At 64.4% G+C, this 20,842-nt stretch carries 15 protein-coding genes and 1 tRNA gene; 9 read left to right on the top strand and 7 right to left on the bottom strand.

The window, feature by feature from the left end:
* Window positions 1–470 precede the first annotated feature (470 nt).
* The 6 genes from ACPDIT_RS00575 to rfbB all read left to right on the top strand — a co-directional run bounded on the left by ACPDIT_RS00575 (window position 471) and on the right by rfbB (window position 6,307).
* On the top strand, window positions 471–1,388 hold the full coding sequence (locus ACPDIT_RS00575; RefSeq protein WP_423440614.1) for a DUF6599 family protein: 918 nt from the start codon (window positions 471–473) through the stop codon (window positions 1,386–1,388).
* A gap of 501 nt (window positions 1,389–1,889) precedes the next feature.
* Window positions 1,890–2,279: a hypothetical protein gene (locus ACPDIT_RS00570; RefSeq protein ID WP_423440612.1), complete on the top strand. Its 390-nt coding sequence runs from the start codon at window positions 1,890–1,892 to the stop codon at window positions 2,277–2,279.
* A gap of 635 nt (window positions 2,280–2,914) precedes the next feature.
* Window positions 2,915–3,793 carry a glucose-1-phosphate thymidylyltransferase RfbA gene (rfbA, locus tag ACPDIT_RS00565; RefSeq protein WP_423440610.1) on the top strand — a complete coding sequence of 293 codons (879 nt, stop codon included), beginning with the start codon at window positions 2,915–2,917 and terminating at the stop codon, window positions 3,791–3,793.
* Window positions 3,790–4,338, top strand: a complete 549-nt coding sequence (gene rfbC / locus ACPDIT_RS00560) for a dTDP-4-dehydrorhamnose 3,5-epimerase (protein ID WP_423440608.1) — start codon at window positions 3,790–3,792, stop codon at window positions 4,336–4,338. The genes rfbA and rfbC overlap by 4 nt, the downstream gene beginning before the upstream one ends.
* Entirely contained in the window at window positions 4,335–5,231 is an 897-nt protein-coding gene (gene rfbD / locus ACPDIT_RS00555) for a dTDP-4-dehydrorhamnose reductase (protein ID WP_423440606.1), read from the top strand. The genes rfbC and rfbD overlap by 4 nt, the downstream gene beginning before the upstream one ends.
* Before the next feature lie 29 nt (window positions 5,232–5,260).
* Window positions 5,261–6,307, top strand: coding sequence for a dTDP-glucose 4,6-dehydratase (rfbB, locus tag ACPDIT_RS00550; RefSeq protein ID WP_423442551.1), 1,047 nt, complete (start codon window positions 5,261–5,263; stop codon window positions 6,305–6,307).
* Window positions 6,308–6,359: 52 nt separating this feature from the next.
* Here rfbB and mnmA read toward each other — a convergent pair whose 3' ends face one another.
* The 3 genes from mnmA to trpS form a co-directional block, all read right to left on the bottom strand.
* A complete protein-coding gene (gene mnmA / locus ACPDIT_RS00545) occupies window positions 6,360–7,442 on the bottom strand; it encodes a tRNA 2-thiouridine(34) synthase MnmA (RefSeq protein ID WP_423440604.1) in 1,083 nt (360 codons plus the stop codon).
* Window positions 7,443–7,612: 170 nt separating this feature from the next.
* Complete coding sequence (argB, locus tag ACPDIT_RS00540; RefSeq protein ID WP_423440603.1) at window positions 7,613–8,494, bottom strand: acetylglutamate kinase; 882 nt, start codon at window positions 8,492–8,494, stop codon at window positions 7,613–7,615.
* A 34-nt stretch (window positions 8,495–8,528) separates the two neighbouring features.
* Entirely contained in the window at window positions 8,529–9,494 is a 966-nt protein-coding gene (gene trpS, locus ACPDIT_RS00535) for a tryptophan--tRNA ligase (RefSeq protein ID WP_423440601.1), read from the bottom strand.
* Window positions 9,495–10,078: 584 nt separating this feature from the next.
* Between trpS and asnS the strand changes: the two genes are divergently transcribed.
* Together asnS and ACPDIT_RS00525 are read left to right on the top strand one after the other, a co-directional pair.
* Window positions 10,079–11,440 (top strand): asparagine--tRNA ligase, encoded by a 1,362-nt coding sequence (gene asnS / locus ACPDIT_RS00530; RefSeq protein ID WP_423440599.1) that lies wholly within the window; start codon window positions 10,079–10,081, stop codon window positions 11,438–11,440.
* 951 nt (window positions 11,441–12,391) lie between these two features.
* A tRNA-Lys gene (locus ACPDIT_RS00525) sits at window positions 12,392–12,467 on the top strand.
* Between the two features lie 626 nt (window positions 12,468–13,093).
* On the opposite strand, the gene ACPDIT_RS00520 is transcribed toward ACPDIT_RS00525, so the two are convergent.
* Both ACPDIT_RS00520 and ACPDIT_RS00515 read right to left on the bottom strand, forming a co-directional pair.
* Window positions 13,094–13,660 (bottom strand): hypothetical protein, encoded by a 567-nt coding sequence (locus tag ACPDIT_RS00520; RefSeq protein ID WP_423440597.1) that lies wholly within the window; start codon window positions 13,658–13,660, stop codon window positions 13,094–13,096.
* A gap of 644 nt (window positions 13,661–14,304) precedes the next feature.
* Window positions 14,305–15,018: a VPDSG-CTERM sorting domain-containing protein gene (locus ACPDIT_RS00515; RefSeq protein ID WP_423440595.1), complete on the bottom strand. Its 714-nt coding sequence runs from the start codon at window positions 15,016–15,018 to the stop codon at window positions 14,305–14,307.
* A 1,056-nt stretch (window positions 15,019–16,074) separates the two neighbouring features.
* On the opposite strand from ACPDIT_RS00515, the gene ACPDIT_RS00510 reads away from it, so the two are divergent.
* Entirely contained in the window at window positions 16,075–17,379 is a 1,305-nt protein-coding gene (locus ACPDIT_RS00510) for an aspartate aminotransferase family protein (protein ID WP_423440594.1), read from the top strand.
* Here the strand turns inward: ACPDIT_RS00510 and ACPDIT_RS00505 are convergent.
* Window positions 17,376–18,347, bottom strand: coding sequence for a tyrosine recombinase (locus tag ACPDIT_RS00505; RefSeq protein ID WP_423440592.1), 972 nt, complete (start codon window positions 18,345–18,347; stop codon window positions 17,376–17,378). The genes ACPDIT_RS00510 and ACPDIT_RS00505 overlap by 4 nt on opposite strands.
* Window positions 18,348–18,738: 391 nt before the next feature.
* Entirely contained in the window at window positions 18,739–20,589 is a 1,851-nt protein-coding gene (locus ACPDIT_RS00500) for an ABC transporter ATP-binding protein (protein ID WP_423440591.1), read from the bottom strand.
* Window positions 20,590–20,842 lie beyond the last annotated feature (253 nt).

The raw sequence follows: 20,842 nt of genomic DNA, 5'->3' as shown, positions 1-20,842 counted from the left end.
CGCAGAAGAGGCTCGGGCATGTCCAAGGTGTTCCCCCTCCGGGCATTCCGGAAGGCATGATGAACAGCCGGGCTGCCTCCACGAGGCCGCCGGCCATCCAAAGAGCGGCATGTCCCCGGCTCCCGGGCGCAAGGCGCGATCGCAAGACCGCGGCGGATCTCCCGGGCCAGAGCGGAGAAATGCAGCGCAACCGCCACCATGGCGTGTAAGGGTGGCTGCAGATTTCCCCTCTGCCAATCTCAAAGGCGCAAGTGCGTGCTGACGGGCCCGGGGCGGAGCGTCGCGAGGCCACTGGAATGGCCTGCTCCCAGGCCCCCGGGCATTCCCTTTTTCCTGCTGGACCGGCTTTCGCCTTGACCCGTCATTTGCTGCCCGCGCAGATTGCTCAAGAGACGGCGTCAGAAATGAACAGGCGCACGGGCGGGAGGCCGGTGCGGTTCGTGGGTGGGGTTTGCAGGGGTTCCATGGAAATGAACGCTTCGAGTTTCGTCCTCCTGGCCGCAATCGCGGGCTTTCTGGTCGCCGGTTGTGTTGCGCCTTCGCCGCTGCTGAACGTCAGCCGGCTCCTGCCCGGTTCGCTGGCAGAGTGGCAACCTGCCGGAGCCCCGCGAGAGTACAACGCCGATACGCTCTACGACTACATCGACGGCGCCGCCGAGGTGTACCTGCGGTTTTCCTTCCGCCGTGTGGCAGTGCAGGAATACCAACACCCCGAGCTTCCACCGATCACAGTCGAGGTCTTCGACATGAGCCACCCGTGGGCGGCCTACGGGATGTTCACCTTTTCCCGCGAAGGCCCCGGGGTGGGCATAGGTACGGACTCGGAGTACGTCCCTTGTGTGCTGCGGTTCTGGAAGGGGAGGTTCCTCGTGGTCATTTACGCCGACCATGAAACGCCGGGAGGGAAGGCAGCCATTTGGGAATTCGGGCGCCGGATTGCTGACGCAATTCGTGAAGAGTCGCCCCGGCCCGCACTGGTGCGGTGCTTGCCCCCGGCCGGCCTCCTTTCTGCAAGTCTCCGCTACTTCCGCGATCCGTTCTGCCTGAGTTACCACTTTCCCCTGGGCGGGGAGAATGTATTCCAGATCACGGCTGACACCGAAGCCGTGTTGGCGACCTACGAGCGCGACGGTACCCGCAGCCGGCTGTTACTGGTCGCGTATCCCAGTGTGGCCCGAGCTGCTGCAGCTTGGGAAAGCGTGGCTGCGCATTTCCAATTCAATCCCGAGGGTTTTTCGTGGGTCAATGACCGGCAGCCGTGGACCGGAGGCCGGCAGGTGGGGCGCTACCTGGTGGCGGTTTTCCAAGCCCCTTCGGCCGCAGCGGCCCGGCTTTTGCTCGACGAGGCAACCCGAAACCTTCCGGCAACTACGGAGACCACGCCATGAGAAACGATGCCGACATCAGCTATGCGGGGATGACCCGACGAGAATTCATCGTGCGTCTTTCGGCTCTGGCGGCCGGGGCCGGGGCAGCCAACCGGTTGCTGGCCCGGGACGACCGGCGTGCCAGAGTGGTCCTGGTCCGTCACGAAAAGGTCCTGGACGACGAGGGCCGCATCCAGCCGCAGATCCTGCAGGAAATGTTGGACCAGGGGATCTGCGCTCTGTTCGGGACCCGTACCGCTGCGGAGGCATGGCGCCAACTGGTTCGTCCGGCTGATCAGGTCGGCATCAAATCCAACGTTTGGCGGCCGCTTCGCACACCGGTGGAACTGGAGGAAGCCCTCCAGCGAAGGATTCAAGAAGCAGGCGTGGCATCCGAACGGATCCGAGTCGACGACCGCGGTGCGCGGCAAACCCTGGCGGATTGCACCGTGTTGATCAACGCCCGCCCCCTGCGGACGCACGCCTGGTCGGGGGTGGGGGGGGTGCATCAAGAACCTGATCATGTTCGTCGAGAAACCCTCCGCGTACCACCCCGACATGTGCGCCGACCTGGCCACCATCTGGCAGCTCCCGCAGGTCCGGGGCAAGGTCAAGCTGAATGTGCTGGTGGTCCTGACCCCGCAGTTCTACACCGCCGGCCCGCATCACTACGAGCGCCAGTACACCTGGGCCTACAAGGGGCTGTTGCTCTCGACGGATCCGGTTGCCGTGGACGCCGTCGGTGTGAAACTGCTGGAGCAAAAGCGCAGGGCCTTCTTCGGGGAGGAGCGGTCCTTGCAGGAATTGGCGCGGCATGTCCGCATCGCCGACGAAAAACACAAACTGGGCGTGGCGGACCTGGGTCGGATCGACCTGGTCAAGATTGGCTGGGAGCATGAGATCCTCCTTTGAGCGGGCCCCCGCTCGGGCTGCGTCTCCGGGCGCCGGCACGGCGCCATCGAAAGCGGCCGGGGCACCTGCGGCGCTGAAAGTGCATGTAACACCCCAAGAGCAGGCCGGGCATTTCCCGGGTGCACGCTGAAAGATGTGTCCCTGGCACCGCCGCCGCATCTGATCAGGTTTTGATGGACGACTCCTCCCCGACCAACCGAGGCAGGGGCCTCTCTCTCGGGGTCCCGGTCGTGTGGTCTCGTCAAAAGTGAGTGTTTCGGCCCATGGCCGCCCCTGCGGGAGCGCCGGGCCAGGTTGGCGGACTGCAGGGTACGAGTCCCCCGCCGCCTGAGGAAAAATGGGTGCGGTTCCTGCTCAGCCCCGGTCGGGCCCGTCCGGCAGGACGATCGAGCAGCCCGAAAGTGTTTCCTCTTGGTGCCGGCGGATGGCTGCCCCGAGGGTCACGCGCCAGGTGGGAGCGTGGTGAACACTCCGCCATGCCTCGCCATGTCCGGACAGGCGCAACCCTCGCCCGGGCTGCGACACGATTCGAAACCCGAAATCTCCAACCACCGACGGGAGACCCGTACACGGGCTTCTTCCTCTCCCACAGATTCGGATTGCCGTGTGAAAACCGCTCACTATGTTACCAGCGCATGAAAGGCATTATCCTGGCTGGCGGAGCCGGCTCGCGCCTGTACCCGTTGACGCTGGTGGCCAGCAAGCAGCTGCAGCCGGTGTACGACAAGCCGATGGTTTATTACCCCCTGACCACCCTGATCGAAGGGGGTATTCGCGAGATCTGCCTGATCTCCACACCGCAGGACCTGCCGCGCTTTCGGCAGTTATTCGGGGACGGGCGGCAATGGGGCCTGCAGATGGAATATCGCGAGCAACCCCGGCCAGAAGGCATTGCCCAGGCGTTTTTGATCGCCGAATCGTTCATCGGGAAAGACTCCGTGGCCCTCATTCTGGGCGACAACATTTTCTATGGTGGCGACAGTTTCCAGCGGGCGTTCAACGAGTTTCAGGGCGGTGCGGTGATCTTCGGGTACCACGTGAACGATCCCCAGCGATATGGCGTCGTGGAGTTCGATGCCGCGGGCCGGGCCATCTCCATCGAGGAAAAACCCAAACACCCGCGCAGCAACTACGCGGTTCCCGGACTGTACATCTACGACAACCAGGTGATCGAAATCGCCCGGAACCTCAAACCGTCGGCTCGCGGCGAGCTGGAAATCACCGACGTGAACGTGGAATACCTCCGGCGGGGACAGCTGCGCGTTTACCGGCTGAGCCGCGGTTTTGCCTGGTTGGACGCGGGCACCAGCAGCAGCCTGCACGACGCCTCCGCTTACGTCCAGACCATCGAGAAACGGCAGGGCATCAAAATCGGGTGCCCCGAAGAGGCGGCCTTCCGCCAGGGCTTCATCAGCCTGGAACAGCTCGAAGCCCTGGTGGCGCGAATGCCCCGCTGCGAGTACCGCGACTATCTCGAGCAAGAGGTCATTGCCGAGGCACGGCGGCTGAAATGAACGTCATCCCCTGCGAACTGGAAGGCGTGTTGTTGATCGAGCCCCGCGTGTACGGCGATGCGCGCGGGTACTTCCTCGAAACGTGGAACGAGCGACGGTACCGCGAGGCGGGCATTCCCGGCCCGTTTGTGCAGGACAATCTCTCCTTCTCGCGACGCGGAGCTGTCCGCGGCCTGCATTTCCAAAACCCGTCGGCCCAGGCCAAACTGGTGTACGTGCTGGAAGGGGAAGTGTTCGACGTGGCGGTCGATTTGCGCCGACGGTCCCCCACCTTCGGACGCTGGTTTGGCGTCCGCCTCTCCGCCGAGAACAAGCGTCAGCTGTACATCCCCGTGGGGTTCGCGCACGGATTCGCCGTGCTGAGCGAGACCGCCCTTTTCGCATACAAATGCACCGAGTTCTATGCCCCGGAACATGAGGTGACCCTGCTGTGGAACGATCCGGATCTTGGCATTCCCTGGCCGGTGGATCAGCCGGTCCTCTCGGACAAGGACCAGCGCGGACGGCGTCTGCGGGACTTGCCTCCGGAAAAGCTTTTCCCATGAAGCCGATCACCGATTCACGCCCGCGAATCCTGCTCTTGGGCAACCGCGGCCAGGTCGGGTGGGAACTCCAACGCACCCTGGCGCCCCTGGGCGAGGTTCATGGGTGGGACTACCCGGACATCGACCTGGCAAAGCCGGAGGATCTCGATCCGCTGGTCACGAAGATTCACCCCCAGGTCATTGTCAACGCCGCCGCTTATACCGCCGTGGACAAGGCGGAGAGCGAGCCGGATCGCGCCCGCCGCATCAATGCCGAAGCCCCCGCCCGTCTCGCCGAACTGGCCCGACGCCTGGGCGCCTGGCTCGTTCATTACTCCACGGACTACGTGTACGACGGCACCAAGTCGACGCCGTACCTGGAAGACGATCCGCCCGCGCCGCTCAATGTGTACGGCCGCACCAAGCTCGAGGGAGACCGGGCCATCCAGGCCTCCGGCTGCGCTCATCTCATCTTCCGGCTTTGCTGGGTGTACGGCACGCGGGGCCAGAACTTCCTGCTGACCATCTTGCGACTGGCACGGGAACGCGAAACGCTCCGCGTGGTGGCGGATCAGATCGGAAGTCCCACCTGGTCTCGCTGGATCGCCGAGGCCACGGCCCTGTCGGTGCAGCAGGTGTTGTCCCAACCGGATCCACAGCGTTTCAGCGGCATCTACCACCTGCGCGCCGACGGCCAGACCTCGTGGCACGAATTCGCCTCGCGCATCGTCGAATGGATGCCCCCCGCCGAACGGAAGTGCCGGGAGGTCATCCCCATCCGCACCGAAGAATACCCCACGCCCGCTCGACGACCGGCCTGGTCGGTGATGTCCTGCGAAAAGCTTTGGCGCACCTTTCGTCTGGCGCTGCCGGACTGGGAAACAGGCTTGCGCCAGGCCCTGGATCGCGGCTGACTGGCACCACGGAACCATCTACAGCCATGATGAACCTGTTGGTTACTGGAGGGGCCGGATTCATCGGCTCCAATCTGATCCATCACATCATTGATCGGCCGGAGATCACCCGGTTGGTCAACCTGGACTGCCTGACGTACGCCGGACACCTGGAAAACCTCGAGCGCGTGGCCGGCCACCCGAAGTACGTCTTCGAGAAGGTCGACCTCCGCGACAAGGCCGCCGTGTTCGACGTGGTCCGCCGCCACGGCATCACCCACGTGCTCCATCTGGCGGCCGAGTCCCACGTGGACCGTTCCATCACCGGCCCCGGCGACTTCATCCACACCAACATCGTCGGTACCTTCCACCTGCTGGAAGCCTGCCGGCTCTGCTGGCTCGAGGGACAGGGCAGCGTCAGTCCGCCGCCGGGCGGGTTCCGGTTCCATCATGTCAGCACGGACGAAGTGTACGGGTCCCTGGGGCCCACCGGGTACTTCACGGAGAGTTCGCCCTACGCACCCAACTCGCCGTACTCCGCCAGCAAGGCCGCCTCGGACATGCTGGTCCGTGCCTATCATCACACATACGGCCTGCCCACCGTCATCACCAACTGCTCGAACAACTACGGCCCTTATCAGTACCCGGAAAAGCTCATCCCGGTCGTCATTCTCAATGCGCTGAACCGGCGGCCCATCCCCGTGTACGGCGACGGCATGAACGTGCGCGACTGGCTTTACGTGCTGGATCACGCCGAAGCCTTGTGGCAGGTGCTCACCCGCGGACGCGTCGGGGAAACCTACAACATCGGCGGCAACAACGAATGGCCCAACCTCCGCATTGTGGAGAGGATCTGCGATCTCGTCGATGAATTCCGTCCCGACCTGGGTGGGAACTCCCGCCGACTCATTACCTTCGTCAAAGACCGCCCCGGCCATGACCGCCGTTATGCCATCGACGCCAGCAAGATCCGCCGGGAACTGGGCTGGACCCCGGCCCACTCCTTCGACGAAGGCTTGCGGGAGACGGTGCGCTGGTACCTGGACCACCAGGACTGGGTCCGTGCAGTGCTGGGCAAGCGGACAGGGGCCGCGTAGGGAGAGGGACGGGGCCTCAGCGGAGCGGAGGGGCCCGGGGTGAGCCCGGGGGTCACCGACTGATCCACCCGCCGCCCACGACCAGGTCGCCTTGGTAACAGACGGCGGCCTGACCGGGGGTGATGGCCCGCTGCGGTGTGTGCAAGCGAACCCGGGCGCGGCCGTCTTCCAGCGGCTCGACCCGCGCCGGCGTGCCGGGGTGGTTGTACCGAATCTTCACGGTTACCTCGATCGGTTCGGTGAGCCGGTCGAAGGCGATCCAGTTGCATCGCTCAATGACGAACGTGTCGGCGACCAGCGCCGAGGCGTCTCCCACGATCACCCGGTTGCGCTCCGGATCCAGATCCACCACATACAACGGACGACCCGTCGCCACGCGGAGGCCACGCCGTTGACCGATGGTAAAGAACTCGATGCCCTCGTGGTAGCCCAGGACACGGCCCTCCAGGTCGACGATCTCGCCCCGGTGCGGCTCCACCAACCCGGCCTGCCGCAGGAAACGCCCATAATCGTTGTCGGGTACGAAGCAAATCTCCTGGCTCTCCACTTTCTCGGCCGTCTTGAGCCGACAATGCCGCGCCACCTCGCGCGCGTCCGACTTGGTCCGATCCCCCAGGGGGAACATGGCCCGCGCCAGCTGATCCTGCCGCAGCGAGAACAAAAAGTAACTCTGATCCTTGCGCGGATCCCGACCCCGCAACAACAGGGTTCGCCCCTCCGGCGTCCGCTCCAGTCGCGCGTAATGTCCGGTGGCCACATAGCGGGCCCCCAACCGGGTGGCCCGCTCCAGCAATCGACCGAACTTCAGCTGCTGGTTGCACACCACGCACGGGTTCGGCGTCCGCCCCGCCTTGTATTCCTCGGCGAAATAGCGGATCACGTGCTGCTGGAACTCGGCGGATTCGTCAATGAGGTAGTACGGAATGCCGAGCCGGTCACAGACCGCGCGGGCGTCGCTGACCGCCTGCGGACCGCAGCATTTGTCCTCGGCGCGATTCACACAGTCCTGCGGCCAGAGTTTCAAGGTGATGCCAATCACCTCGTACCCCTGTTCCAGCAACAACGCAGCGGTTGCGGAGGAGTCCACCCCTCCGCTCATGCCAACCACCACGCGGATGCGACCATTCTCAGCCATGGGAGATCAATATACCCGTCGCCGCACTGGAGTAAAACGGCCGCTCCTAATCCTCCCGAGGCGTTGCAGGGCCACCCCGGGCGGCCGGCTTACGGGGAGCTCCGGCCGAACGCCGCGGGGGGCGGGAAACCGCGTGCCAGAGACGCACCGGCAGAGGCGCTCCCGTGTTCTCAGGGAACCAACATCGTGCCCACGCCTTCGTCGGTGAAGATCTCCAACAGAACCGCGTGCGGAACGCGGCCGTCCACGAAGGAGACCTTCTCCACACCGGCACGCAGGGCCGCCACGGCGCTGTCCACCTTGGGGATCATTCCCCGGTCGATGACGCCGGCCCGTTTGAGTTCCTCGACCTCCGACACGCGCAGGTGGGTGATCACGGAGTCGGGATCGCCGGGGTCCCGCAACAGGCCCGGCACATCGCTCATGAACACCAGACGGCGGGCCTTCAAGGCGATGGCGGTCTGCGCGGCTGCCACGTCCGCATTGCAGTTGTAGATGTGACCGTCCTCACCGCGGGCCGTGGGGCTGATGACCGGGGTGATGCCCTGTTCCAGGCATTCCAACAGCGGTCGAGTGTCCACCTGCGTGACCTCGCCGACGTAACCGATGTCCAACCATCGGCCCGGCTGCTGACGGTCTTCCACCAGGAGTTTGCGGCACCGAAAAATGTCCGGTCCGGCAAACCCCCGTGCCAGACCGCCCAGGGCATTGATGGTGGCCACGATCTCGGGGTTGATCTGGCGGGACAGAACCTCGTCGACGATGCGCACTGTGACTTCATCCGTCACGCGCTGGCCCTGGATGAATTGCGGGGTCAACCCCGCTTTTTCCATGGCCCGGTTGATGGCCTTGCCCCCGCCGTGCACCACCACCGGGTTGATCTCCACCGCTTCGAGAAAAACGATATCCCGGGCCACGCTGGTGCGAACTGCGGGATCGGGCGAGTCCATGAACGATCCGCCGTATTTCACGACGAACGTTGCCCCGCTGTACTTCTGGATGTAGGGGAGGGCCTCCAGCAGAGTGGCGGCCTTGGCAATCAGGTCTTGCATGGCAGAGGGATGAGCAGCCCGGAAACCGGCCCGGTCAAGCCAACCCGCAGGCTCGACGGGCTCGATCGAGAACTTCCCGGGCTTTGGCACGGGCCCTGGCGGCCCCTTCCCGGAGCACCTGTTCCACGTAATCCAGGTTTGCAGCCAGCTCCGCCCGTTTCTTGCGGGCTGGTTCGAAGTAGGCCCAATAAAAATCGAACAGGGCTTTCTTGAGATCGCCATAGCCCAGGCCCCCGGCGCGCAGCCGATCCTCGTACCGCTGGGCTTCTTCGGGCGGTGCCACCAGTTTCATGAGCTGAATCGCCAGGTTCCGATCCGCATCCGGCTTGGGTTCCTCCGGCGTGCGGCTGTCCATTTTGATGCTCATGATCTTTTTACGGAGCACCTTTTCGTCGCCAAAGATCTCGATGGTGTTCCCGTAGCTCTTGCTCATCTTTTCGCCGTCGATACCAGGAACCTTGGCCGTGTCCGGCCGGATCAGGGGCTCCGGAATCACGAATGTCGGCCCGTACAGGTCGTTGAATTTGCCCGCGATGTCCCGGGTGACTTCCACATGCTGTTTCTGGTCCTGCCCCACCGGCACCAGATTCGAGTCGTAAATGAGAATGTCGGCCGCCATCAGCACCGGGTAGGCAAACAGGCCGAAGTTGGGCGAGATGCCCTTGGCGATTTTGTCCTTGTAGCTGTGACAGCGCTCCAGCAGCCCCATGGGAGTGACCGTCCCCAGCAGCCACGTCAGCTCACAAACCTCGGGTACATCCGACTGACGAAAAAACACCGCCCGTTGCGGGTCGAGGCCGCAGGCCAGGAAGTCGAGGGCCACCTCCAACGTGTACCGACGCCGCGCCTCGGCGTCGAACAGCGACGTCATCGAGTGATAATCCGCGATGAAATAATACGCCTCCCCCTGCGTCTGCAATTCGATCGCAGGTTTCATCATCCCGAAATAGTTCCCCAGGTGCAATGCGCCCGAGGGCTGAATCCCGGACAGAATCCGCATGCCTATACCGTAGTGAGGAACCGGGGGAACTGGCAAGGTTGGAGGCGGCCCGGCTTTCGTAATCCGCACGGTCGCGTCTTCCGGCTCACCCGCAGCTCTGCTGGTGCCGCAGACGCGTCCCATTGTGTCTGTCGCCCGACCGACAAAATCCGCCAGTGCCCGCCGCGGTGAGGGGCGTGGAACCGGCATCGGACCGCTGGGCGCTCGGCCAACTCGAACCCTTGATCTCCGGGCGATCGGCTGGCATACGGCATGCGCAGAAACAGGGCGCTGCTCGGAGTGGATGGGGCACCTGCCCCCAGCAGGCCCGGAGTTCCGGGCGCAGAGGTCCACGGATTTGGATGCCGATGGCTGCTCCGGATCGGATGGGGCAGGGGAGCGACCCGCCGTAAGGCAGAGCCGGGATGGGGGCGCAGGGGTCCTTTTTCGCATCGGACACACGGAGCCATGACCACCATCGGGCCTGACCCCGGTGAATCCGGGGCGGGGTCCTGACGGACACACTCCCTTTGCCCTTGCAGACTGATGCGCCCGCGGGCAGCCTGCAGCGCCGGTTCGGTGCCGGCGCTATCAAACGGACAACCATGCGAACGCTGGTCAAGGATCTGTTGGGATCGAACGTACCCCGACCCGGAGTGCTGGTCCAGGGATGGGTGCGCACCCGGCGGGATGCGAAAGGGTTTTCTTTCCTTGAGATCAATGACGGCTCGTGTTTGCGGAATCTGCAAGCCGTGGTGGACGCAGCCACGCCGGGAGCGGAAGCTCTGCCGCGCTGCACCACCGGCGCCTCGGTCTCCGTTTGGGGCGACCTGGTCGCCTCGCCCGCCCGGGGGCAACCGTGGGAGTTGCGGGCCACTCGATTGGAACTGATCGGGCCCGCCGATGCCACCTACCCGTTGCAAAAGAAGGGCCACTCGCTGGAGTTCCTTCGCACCATCGCCCATCTGCGGCCCCGCTCGAATCTGTTCGGCGCCGTGTTCCGTACACGAAGCCGGCTGGCACAGGCCGTCCATGAGTTCTTCCAAAGCCGCGACTTCATCTGGGTGCACACGCCGATCATCACCGCCAGCGACTGCGAGGGTGCCGGCGAGCTGTTCCGCGTCACCACGCTCAAGGGACACCCGGGCGAACGTCCCGAGGACGATTTCTTCGGACGGCCCACCTACCTGACGGTGAGCGGGCAGCTGGAAGCCGAAGCCCTGGCCTGTGCCCTGGGCCGCGTTTATACGTTCGGACCGACTTTTCGTGCCGAGAATTCCAATACCGCCCGACACGCCGCGGAATTCTGGATGATCGAGCCGGAAATGGCGTTCTGCGACCTGGAGGGGGACATGGACCTGGCGGAGGCCTTTCTCAAGGCCATGGCCCGGCACATGCTGGAGACCGGGGGTGAGGACCTCGGCCTGTTTGAGCGCTTTGTGGACAAGGACCTCCGGGCCCGACTCGAATTCGTCGTGGAACGACCCTTCGTCCGAATTTCCTACGAGGAGGCCATTCGAATTCTCCAACAGTCCGGTCGGTCCTTCGAGTTTCCTCCGGAGTTCGGACAAAACCTGCAATCCGAACACGAACGCTACCTGACCGAGGAACATTTCAAGGCTCCGACCACCGTTTTCAACTATCCGCGGACCATCAAACCCTTTTACATGCGACTCAACGACGACGGACGCACGGTGCGGGCGATGGACGTCCTGGTGCCGGGCATCGGCGAGGTGATCGGCGGCGCCCAGCGGGAAGAGCGACTCGAGGTGCTGCGCGACAACCTCCGATTCCACGGTTTGTCAGAAGAAGCATACCAGTGGTACCTCGACCTGCGGCGGTACGGCACCGTGCCGCATGCGGGGTTCGGCGTGGGATTCGAACGCCTCCTGATGTTCCTCACGGGCATGGGCAACATCCGGGACGTCATCCCGTTCCCGCGCACGCCGGGACACGCCGAGTTCTAGCCGGGACCGAAACGAGAACCGGCTCCGGGTAGCACCGGGGCAGCGGATCGATTGCAGGAGCCGAACTTCGGAAACCCCGGCTTCCCGCAAACAGCGGGAACCCAAAAGGGTCGCGGCGCTTGACGCTCCCGGCCGCCGTCGGGTCCGCGCCCGAGGAAAGTTTTCAAGCTCCGGAGTGGGAATCCCAAGGGGATGCCGTGTGCCCCCCGGGCTTTCCCGTACTGCGGACGTCCGGGATTTCGCGGGGATTGCAAGAGTGCCCAAAACCTGCAATGCGTGCGGCAGCGCATCTGCAGTGCCAAGGGCCCTGGTTGCCCGAACGCCGCCAGCCACAAGCCTCCAGGGCAGCCCCTTCAACCCTGTCCCCCACCAGGCCAACTGAGGGGCCCGAAGGTCTCCCAGCCTCGGTGCGAGGTGAGCTTCTTCAACCAGGCGCGGTGGATTGCGCCCCAACGAGCATCTTCGGTAACCGGATGGCCGTTAAAACCCGGGTCGGCGATTGCGCCTGCAACGCGCCCTATGGCCTGCCCTTTTGGGGCGAGCATTTACCTGTCCAGGGCAACTGCCGGGGCAACCGGATCCCAGGAATTCAGCCGGCTCAGATGAGGCAGAATTCGGTGCGGGCAGGCCCGGCGCTCGCGTCGAAGCCTCGAGGGACGGCGTTCCCAGGCCGTTGCCACCGGGCCGGTGAAATGCGAAGCGCCTGCGGCGCGGGAACGAGCCTGCGCAGTCCGTGGAGGGCGGAGGGCGCATGTTCGTGGCGAGCTCCGGATGCCAAACCCCTGGAGGAGGCTGTTTCCCCGGGTCTCTGGTGTGCCGGGGACGCCCGAAACTTGCGCCGAGTTTTCCGGCGTTGTCCATCCCTCCAAAATGCGCCGTCACGGACAAAGGAGCGCGCCAGCCTCTTGACAACCCGCGCCGCCGGCGGGCAGATTATTGGCGCTTCTAGGTGCCTCGGTAGCTCAGTTGGTAGAGCAGCTGACTCTTAATCAGTAGGTCCCAGGTTCGAGTCCTGGCCGGGGCACCAATTTTTTTGACGCAATCCCGCTTGTGGAGAGGTCGCGCTTCTGGCTCTGGCGATGCCGCGGCACCAACGCATGTGCGGGCACCGAAGCCGAGTCACGGCCTGCGAACACGGTCAGCCCCGCGAACCGGCGTTCCATCCCGCCGCTGAATGCCGCCTCGATTGCCTCTGCAGCGCACGGCACAGCACCGGGCACGTGGGAAAACTCCCGTGCCCTTACCGGCTTCTTGGCCGGGTTTGAGCTGATCGCGTTGACTTCTCGCGAATCCTCCCGACCCGCGGAGTTCCCGTGCGGAATTGGGCATGACCATTCCTCGGCCCCATGCCTCTCAAATGCGAGCGGTGGCGCCGGCTGGCCTGCCGGCGGGTGGTTGATCGCGCTCGCGCCCGTGGAGCCCTCCCGGAGACGCCGGCCAATCCAAGGCTTTGCCCTGTCTGCCCTGAGCGGCGCCGAGATCCTGGTTGGCGTCCGCAGGCTATTCAGCACCGGAGCTTGCTGGGCAAAGGGGGGAGACCTGACCCATTGGTCCGCCGACCCCTTGCTCCGACAGCGAGTGGCGCCAAGGCCGAGCCGATCCGATCCGGCGAAACTGGAAGGAAGCTCCGGCAAAGGGCTGATGCGGTCGTCCCTACTCGTTCAGACCGAAAAAGCGATACGGCACCGGGCCGGCAAGGACATCCCTCAAGACCGGGGTCACCACGTGCTCCCTTTGATGCAGGTCTGCGAGCATGGCGGCTGAGGACGTCTCGGCATCCCCACCGGTGGCACCGTGGAAGCTTGCCAGCCAGGTCAGTCCGTGGCGGCGCGCCAGTGCCTCCAATTCACTTGCGAGCAACGTCGTGGCCGAGGAAGCCCTGGGCGGCGTCAGTAATGCCAGAGCGGCGTCCGGCACGCTGCGACAGGCCGCCCACACTTCGAGCCATCGCTGGACGGGCGAGGGAAGGAATACCGTGTGGCCCAGGGCGAGCAACATGAGCTCTGCGTCCAACGCGTCCGCAAGCGCGGCGTCTGCCAGTGCGGGTTCGTCCAGCAAATCCGCACGCCACGGGTGCACCTTGCAGTCCGATTCCCCACAATGGGCCGCCGCTTCCTCGAGGCGCCCCTTGGCCCGCCGTGCGAGGATGAAATCGTCGTACAACAAAAACGCTTTTAGACAGGCAGATGGAACACTGGTGATGTCTTCGCCGCTGTTCATGGTGACCTCGCGCCTCTTGGACACTTCCCGCATCCCTGCCGCTCGGCCATCAGCATTTTGCTGAAAATCGCCTGAGCCGTTCCCCGATCTCGGTTGGGCAGCCGGTTTAGCGGACCCCGGCGGCGCGCGACAAACGAGGTCAATATGCCAGTGCGGGGGTCTAGCCGATCGGATCCCAAGCGCCGTAATCAAACACTTCGTCCGGGAGCAGCGCCCGACAAGCCCCCTGATCAAGGCGGGCCGCTCCTGCGAAGGAGAACGTCTGAAGGAGGTCGTGTAGCAAACAAGGCGACCGGGGCGGGCCCAAACCGCCGATTCACAATGGAGCGGGCGCGACCGGAGATCATGCGCAAGCCCGGCAGGACTTCAAGCGACGCATCGGAACCGAAACCAGAAGCTTCGAGATGCTTTGCTGCGCCCTGGCGGAGTCCGAGATTTGTCCCACCCGTGTCGGCAACTTGCGGCGACAGCCTCGGGCGGTATCAGCGAGCGGTGCTTGCCGCGATGCGATAACGGCATCTCGGCGGGGCGGGGAGATTCTGCGGTGGACCCGGTGCGCGGCATTCGAGTTTGGCGGCCAAACGAAAAGGCCGCCTCTCCGGAGGCGGCCCTTGGGAATGGAGGCTGGAAAGCCCGAGGCGCGGTCAATGCCTCCGACGCAACCCAGCCAGCCCGGCTACGGAGAGGGCCAACAGGATGGCCGTGGCACCGGAATCGGGGAGGACGTTCACCCGGATGGCTGTCCTTGCCACCTCCACATCATCCTTGTCGCGCAACACCAAGGCAAATGTGTATTCGCCCGGTATGTTCGGATTGAAAGAACCGGAGGGCGGTGTCAGCACAAAGTTCGTGCCGCTGGCCTGCGCGCTCAAGAATGCCATACCCAAGTTCCAAGAGTCCTGCCAGGCATCTTGGGCTTTTGATACGCTCGGCAGCAGAACGCTCAGTCGCCCATGGGCAGATTCGTCCGTGCCGGCGCGAGGATCGAAGTCATAAAGCAAATCCAAGTACATGTGACTTGAGTTCGTGTTCAGGGCGTAGAACGCAAAGTTCCACCGCGCAAAAGCCGGATTTGAGTTGGTACCGCTGTAAGTGTCGCCGTCTTTGACCGCATAAAAATCCCCAGCCCCATTGTTTCCCACGGGTGGGTTGGAGTACCGCTGATGAGCGGTCAGGCCGAGAGTAACGCCGTCGTAGGTGGTGATGGCGACGGCGTGGTTCGGGATGCCCGAACCGCCAAAGGTAGCCCCTGGGAGGGGACCAAACGTGGTGAAGGTGGGAGTGATTGGAGCGGCGCTCAATGTGAGAGCGCCCGCAAACGCTGTGGCGAGGAGTGAGCGGATGACGGATGTTTTCATACGCATCATTTTTGATGAGTTTGGTACTCGGACATAAGCACGTGGCGTGCCGCGAAAGTGCTTCTTGACGGTTCCGCTACTCCCCTCAGCCGTGGTCCGTGCCAACCTACTGGGCGACAGCATGTTGCAATGGATCCTGCGAGGACGCCGGACATCTCGTCTGTCGGGCCTCAACCGGACAGGATCCCGTTCGCTCCGGACTGTAAAGTTCTCCGTCAGTTTGGAGTGGAGCTGTGCTCCATCGTCGGCCCTGTTCGGGACTTTGATCCGCCACAACATGCTGGATTGCAATCGATTAGAAAAATCTTCTCGCCGCCTCGCGGAAGTGTAAAGAATCCCGACTTCGTTTCTGGAGAATCTTACATTCGGTAACGATATAGGGCTGACCAGTGGCGCAGAGGGGACCAAGCTTACGGGTCAACGCACTGGAGCCAAAAGAGTTGAGGCAGCAGCCGGTTCTACAAATGAGGAGGTTCAGGTTCAATGGCCACGGAAGGCTGCGCCCCCCGCAAGGAAGAAATCGGCTTCGAAATCCGTACCGTTCCTGGTTCAACCGCCGCTCTTGACGTCACCCCCTGTGGGCCGTCGGACCCGACCCCCACATGCCCCCGACCACTACCTTGCGCCTCGAGCGATCCCGAGCCTTCATGACCCCGGGGGATCCTAGGAAAGCACCACCCAAGGAACGAGACAGGGAAACTAGCAGGACACCTCACCGTTTCCCCTCTTGGGGACGTTTGCTCGGCCTCTCCCTTGGCCCGGGGTGACTTTCCCCGTGGGGGTCGGATTGGGGTGTCCGGGAGATCGAATCAAGGGCTGTGATGGGATCTTTCGCAAGCCACAAGCCCCAAGGGCAGGTTCGATGTCGTCTTTCAACCTTTGGACAAGGTTGAGGGCGCGGAGCAACGCCCTGTGTCCCCAGCGCGCGCAGGTGCGGGAAACCACGATTTTCCCGGGAGGTTCGGACCCGGAGCTGTTCAACCGAGTTCGCTCGTGTGGGATCAAACACGCCTTTGACCTTGCGTCGGTCAAAGGGGATCCCAAGATGGCGGGCCAATGACCAAACTCGAGGTTCAGGGAAACGCGACCAACGGGCAGCGGTGCGATTCGGCCGGCTCCGGCCCCACCGTTCGGGCCCTGTACGACCACTACGTGGTGCCGACCTACGCGCGGCTGGGGGTGGTTTTCACGCGCGGTCAGGGCAGCTATCTGTTCGACGAGCGGGGCCGGAGGTACCTCGACCTGGGCGGCGGTATCGCAGTCAACGCCCTGGGGCACGCGCACCCCGCCATGGTGCAGGCCCTGGAACGGCAGGCGCGGCAGCTGATCCATTGTTCGAACTACTACTACACCGAACCCCAGGGGCAACTGGCGCGGGAACTCGTTGTGCGCACGGGGCCCGGGAAGGTGTTTTTCTGTAACAGTGGCGCGGAAGCGAACGAAGGACTGTTCAAGCTGGCCCGAAAGTTCGGACACGCCGAGGGTCGGTTCGAGATTCTGACCACGTATCAATCGTTCCACGGTCGCACTCTGGCAGGCATCTCCGCCACCGGCCAGGACAAGGTCAAACAGGGGTTCGAACCCATGGTCCCGGGATTTCGCCATGTGCCTTACAACGACCTTGCCGCAGTGGAGAGGGCCCTGTCTCCGGCCACGGTGGCCGTGTTGATCGAAGGCGTTCAGGGCGAGGGGGGCGTGAATGTCGCGTCGCCGGACTACCTCCTGGGTCTCCGCCGCCTGTGCGACGAACACAAGTTGCTGCTTCTCATGGATGAGGTGCAGTGCGGGTACTTCCGCACCGGTCGGTTCCTGAGCTGGCAGCGCATCCTGGAGGGTGTTCCCGGAGCCGACGGCTTTTTGCCCGACGGCGTGGCCATGGCGAAGGCCCTGGGAGGCGGGTTTCCCATCGGGGCCTTTTGGGTTCGCGACGCTTACGCGGACTTGTTGGGGCCGGGCAGTCACGGCACGACGTTTGGCGGAACCCCCCTGGCGTGTGCAGTCGCGTTGGAAGTGTTGCGCGTGGTGGAAGGTGAAGGGCTGGCCGCGCACGCGCGGCGAGTGGGGGAGCTGTTGCTGGCCGGCCTGCAGGATCTGGTGGCGCGGTATCCGCGCGTTCTGGCGTCGGCACGGGGGCTGGGGCTCATGCTGGGTCTGCAATTGCAGCCCGAAGTGCCGTCGCTGAGCGGCGAGCCCGGAAAAAGCCCGGCCGCCCGTCTGACCACCATGTTGCTGGAAAGCGGACTTTTGGTGATCCCCGCAGGGACGCACGTCATCCGGTTGTTGCCGGCGTTGAACCTGGGCGAGGACGAGGCCCGTGAAGGCCTGCAACTGCTGGATCGGACCCTCCGGCAGCTGGGCTAGCCCGGTGAACGCGGCTGCGGCGCTTCGGGCTCGGCCGGTTTGACGGCTCGAGGATGAAACCTCCGGTGGATGTCGCGAAGCCGCGAGGCGCCGACGTGCGTGTAGATCTCCGTGGTCTGGATGCTGGCATGCCCGAGCAGCTCTTGGATGACGCGAAGATCGGCCCCATGCTCGAGCAGATGGGTGGCGAAACTGTGCCGGAGCATGTGAGGCGTCAGGGGACGCTGAATACCGGCCTGGCGGGCGCGTTTTTTGATGCGGCGCCAGAGGGTGGTCGCATGAAAGGCCGTGCCGCGGCTGGTGAGAAAGACGGTGCCCGGGGATCGGGGCCGAACCAGCTTCGGGCGACCCAGCTCCAGGTAGCGTTGCAGGGCGGCGACGGCCTTCCGGCCAACCGGGACGACGCGCTCCTTGTTGCCCTTGCCAACCACGCTCAAAAAGCCGCTTTCAAGGTGTAGTTGCTCGAGTCGGAGGGATCGCAACTCGCTCAAGCGCAGACCCGATGCGTAGGCCAGCTCCAGTATGGCTTGATCGCAGAGACTTTCGGGCGTCTCAGGGTCCGGAGGAGGTTGAAGCAGACGCTCGATTTCGTCCAGGGAGAGTGCCTTGGGCAGCCGCATCCAGCGTCGGGGGAGGGCAATATGTTCGGCGAAGTTGCAGGGCAGGTGTCCCTCCCGGACGGCGTACCGGTAGAAAGCCCGCAGAGCGGCAAGGGTCAGGTAGAGGGTTTCGCTGCTGAGCGGACGTTGACGCGGGCTCTTGCCCGGGCCGTGCGCGGGACGCTGGCGTTCGTGGTGCAGGAACTGCAACAAGTGCTGGAGCGTGACCTGCCGCCAGTCCTGCAGCTGATGGGCAGCAGCCCAGGCGATAAAACGTCCCAGGGCGTGGGCATAGGTTTTTTGCGTGGCCTCGCTCTGGCCGCGTTCGTGCCGCAGGTGCACCAGAAAATCCTCCACCAGCGCATGCACAATCCGCAGCGTATCACCCGACTCCGGGCGCTGCAGCTGCGAATTGCCAGGACAGGAGGAGTGTCGGTCGAGGCTCGCCAGGGGGAACCGCGGCTTGCCGCCCTGCGCCCCGGAGCCGGCCAGCTCGGCTGCGGTCCTGTTCCGAACGTCCCGGGGCCGAACGGGAGCCGGCTGACCGGCTTTTTTGTCTCGGAACACCTGCGGCAAGAACGAGGTTCACACGGACGACACCGGGTCGTGCATCCGAGCACCCTGGCCCGACCCTCCTGCGGTTGCAAGAGGATGAGAATGGCGCGGGGCAGGGGAGGGGGACATCGCGCGGCAGGGATGAGATTTGTCGCCGGGACCGCGCCACTCACCGGTGGTGCGGACGGGCGCGGCCTGTAGAACTTTAGCCGAGGCCGAGGCGGACGAAGCTCTCCTCGATCGACCGGGTATCTTGAATGCGTGCCAGCCGTGCGTACAGCCCGTCGGCCGCCAGCAGTTCTTCGTGCGTGCCCCGCTCGACGATTTCCCCTTGGCGCAGGACCAGGATCTGGTGCGCGCGGCGCACGGTGCTGAGCCGGTGAGCGATCACAAAGCTGGTGCGCCCGGCCAGCAGACGGTCCAATGCCTCCTGGATGAGGCGTTCCGTGGCGGTGTCCACACTGGCGGTCGCCTCGTCCAGAATCAGAATGGGCGCATTCTTCAGAAGGGCGCGGGCGATGCTGATCCGTTGTTTTTCCCCCACGCTCAACTTGACGCCGCGTTCGCCCACGCGGGAGTCGTATCCTTCGGGGAGCCGGAGGATGAACTCGTGGCAGTTGGCCGCCCGGGCGGCCGCGATCAGTTCCTCTTCCGAGGCATCCAGACGGCCGTAGAGGATGTTTTCGCGCACGGTGCCGTTGAAGAGAAAAGGCTCCTGGCTCACGATGCTGATATGGGCGCGCAACGAGTCGAGTCGGATGTCCCGGATGTCCTGCCCGTCGATGAGAATCCGCCCCGCGGTGGGCTCATAAAAGGCCGGCAGCAGATGCACCAGCGTGGATTTGCCGGCCCCCGTGGGCCCGACTAGGGCGATCATTTGGCCCGGCTCCGCTCGCAAATGAATGTGGCGCAGAACCGGGCGGCCCCGGGTCACCTGACCGTTCTCGTCCACGGCCGGATAGGAGAAGCAGACATCCTCGTAGATGACCTGACCGCGGACGGGACGCCGTAGCGTGGCGCGTCGGTCCGCGCGTTCCGGTTCGGCATCGAGGATATCGAACACGCGCGCTGCCGCCGCTCGGGCGGCCTGCAGCATCTGATTCAGACCGTGCAGGCGTCCGATCGGTTCGTAGAAGAACATGCCGGCATAAAGCATGAAGGCCACGAGCTGACCGACTTCCATCCGACCCTGCAGGACCAGTCCGCCGCCCACCCACAGAATCAATCCGATGCCGAGGGCGCCCAGGAACTGCATGCCGGGCCCGTACCAGGCCCAGGCCAGCATGACCACCAGGGTACCCTGGCGGAGGGCATCGGCCCGCGCGGCGAACCGCTGGTCCTCGTGCGCTTCGCGGCCGAAGGCCTTCACCTCCCGGATGCCCTGGAGGTTGTCCATCAACAGGGCATTCATCGCGCTGGCGGCCTCCCGCTGCCTGCGGTATCGCCGATGTGCTGTTAGCGTGTACCAGAGCGCGCCGGCCACCAGCAAAGGGGCCGGTGCCAGTGCCACCAGGGTCAGCGTAGGACTGTAAAGCCACATGAACACCAGGGCGCCAGCGATGCTCAGCAGCGCCACGGTTCCCTGCTCGGTGCCGTCGATCAACAGGCGCTCGACCTGGTTCACGTCCTCGATCACCCGGGTCATGATGTCGCCCGTGGCCCGTTGATCGAACCAGACCACCGGCAGCCGCTGCAGACGCGCATACACCTGGCAGCGCATGTCGAAAATCACGTTCTGTTCGAGCCGGTTGTTGATCCGGATGCGCAGGCTGTTGAAGGCTTCGCGCAGGAAAAAGGCGGCCAACAGCCCGAGCGCCGCCGGCGTGAGCCATTCCCGTCGGCCGGCGCTGATGACCTCGTCAATGAGCAGCCGCGTCAGCTTGGGATAGGCAAGACCCGCGGCCAGCGAAAGCACGGCGCACAGCACCGTGCCCAGCGCCATCGGCCAGTAGGGACGCAGGTACACGGAAACCCGGCGAATCACCTCGCCCGCCGGACGCGGTGCCGAGCGAAAACTGGGATCCGTGTGAGCGCCAAAACCAGGATGCGTGCTCATGCAGGAACGCCCCGCAACGGCCTTCTCGACGCCGCGTGGCCCGGCCGGCAGCAGGCGCCGGTCGATCGAGTGCCACGATCCACCCAGATTGCGAACCGACGGAAAGCCGGAGCTGACAACGCTCGTTTCATGACCACCAGTTTGGGCGAAACCCGGCTGCCCTGCAACCGGACCTCAGGGAACCACGGCTCCGGATTCCGGTTCGGGGAGGGGCCGAATCCTGGTGGGTGTGGGACTCGCAGAATGCTCTTCT

It is taken from the genome of Limisphaera sp. VF-2 (genome assembly GCF_049537125.1).
Lineage (GTDB): Bacteria > Verrucomicrobiota > Verrucomicrobiia > Limisphaerales > Limisphaeraceae > Limisphaera.
The sequence above is the reverse complement of the archived record's forward strand: the minus strand, read 5'-3'. Positions and strand labels throughout refer to the sequence as shown.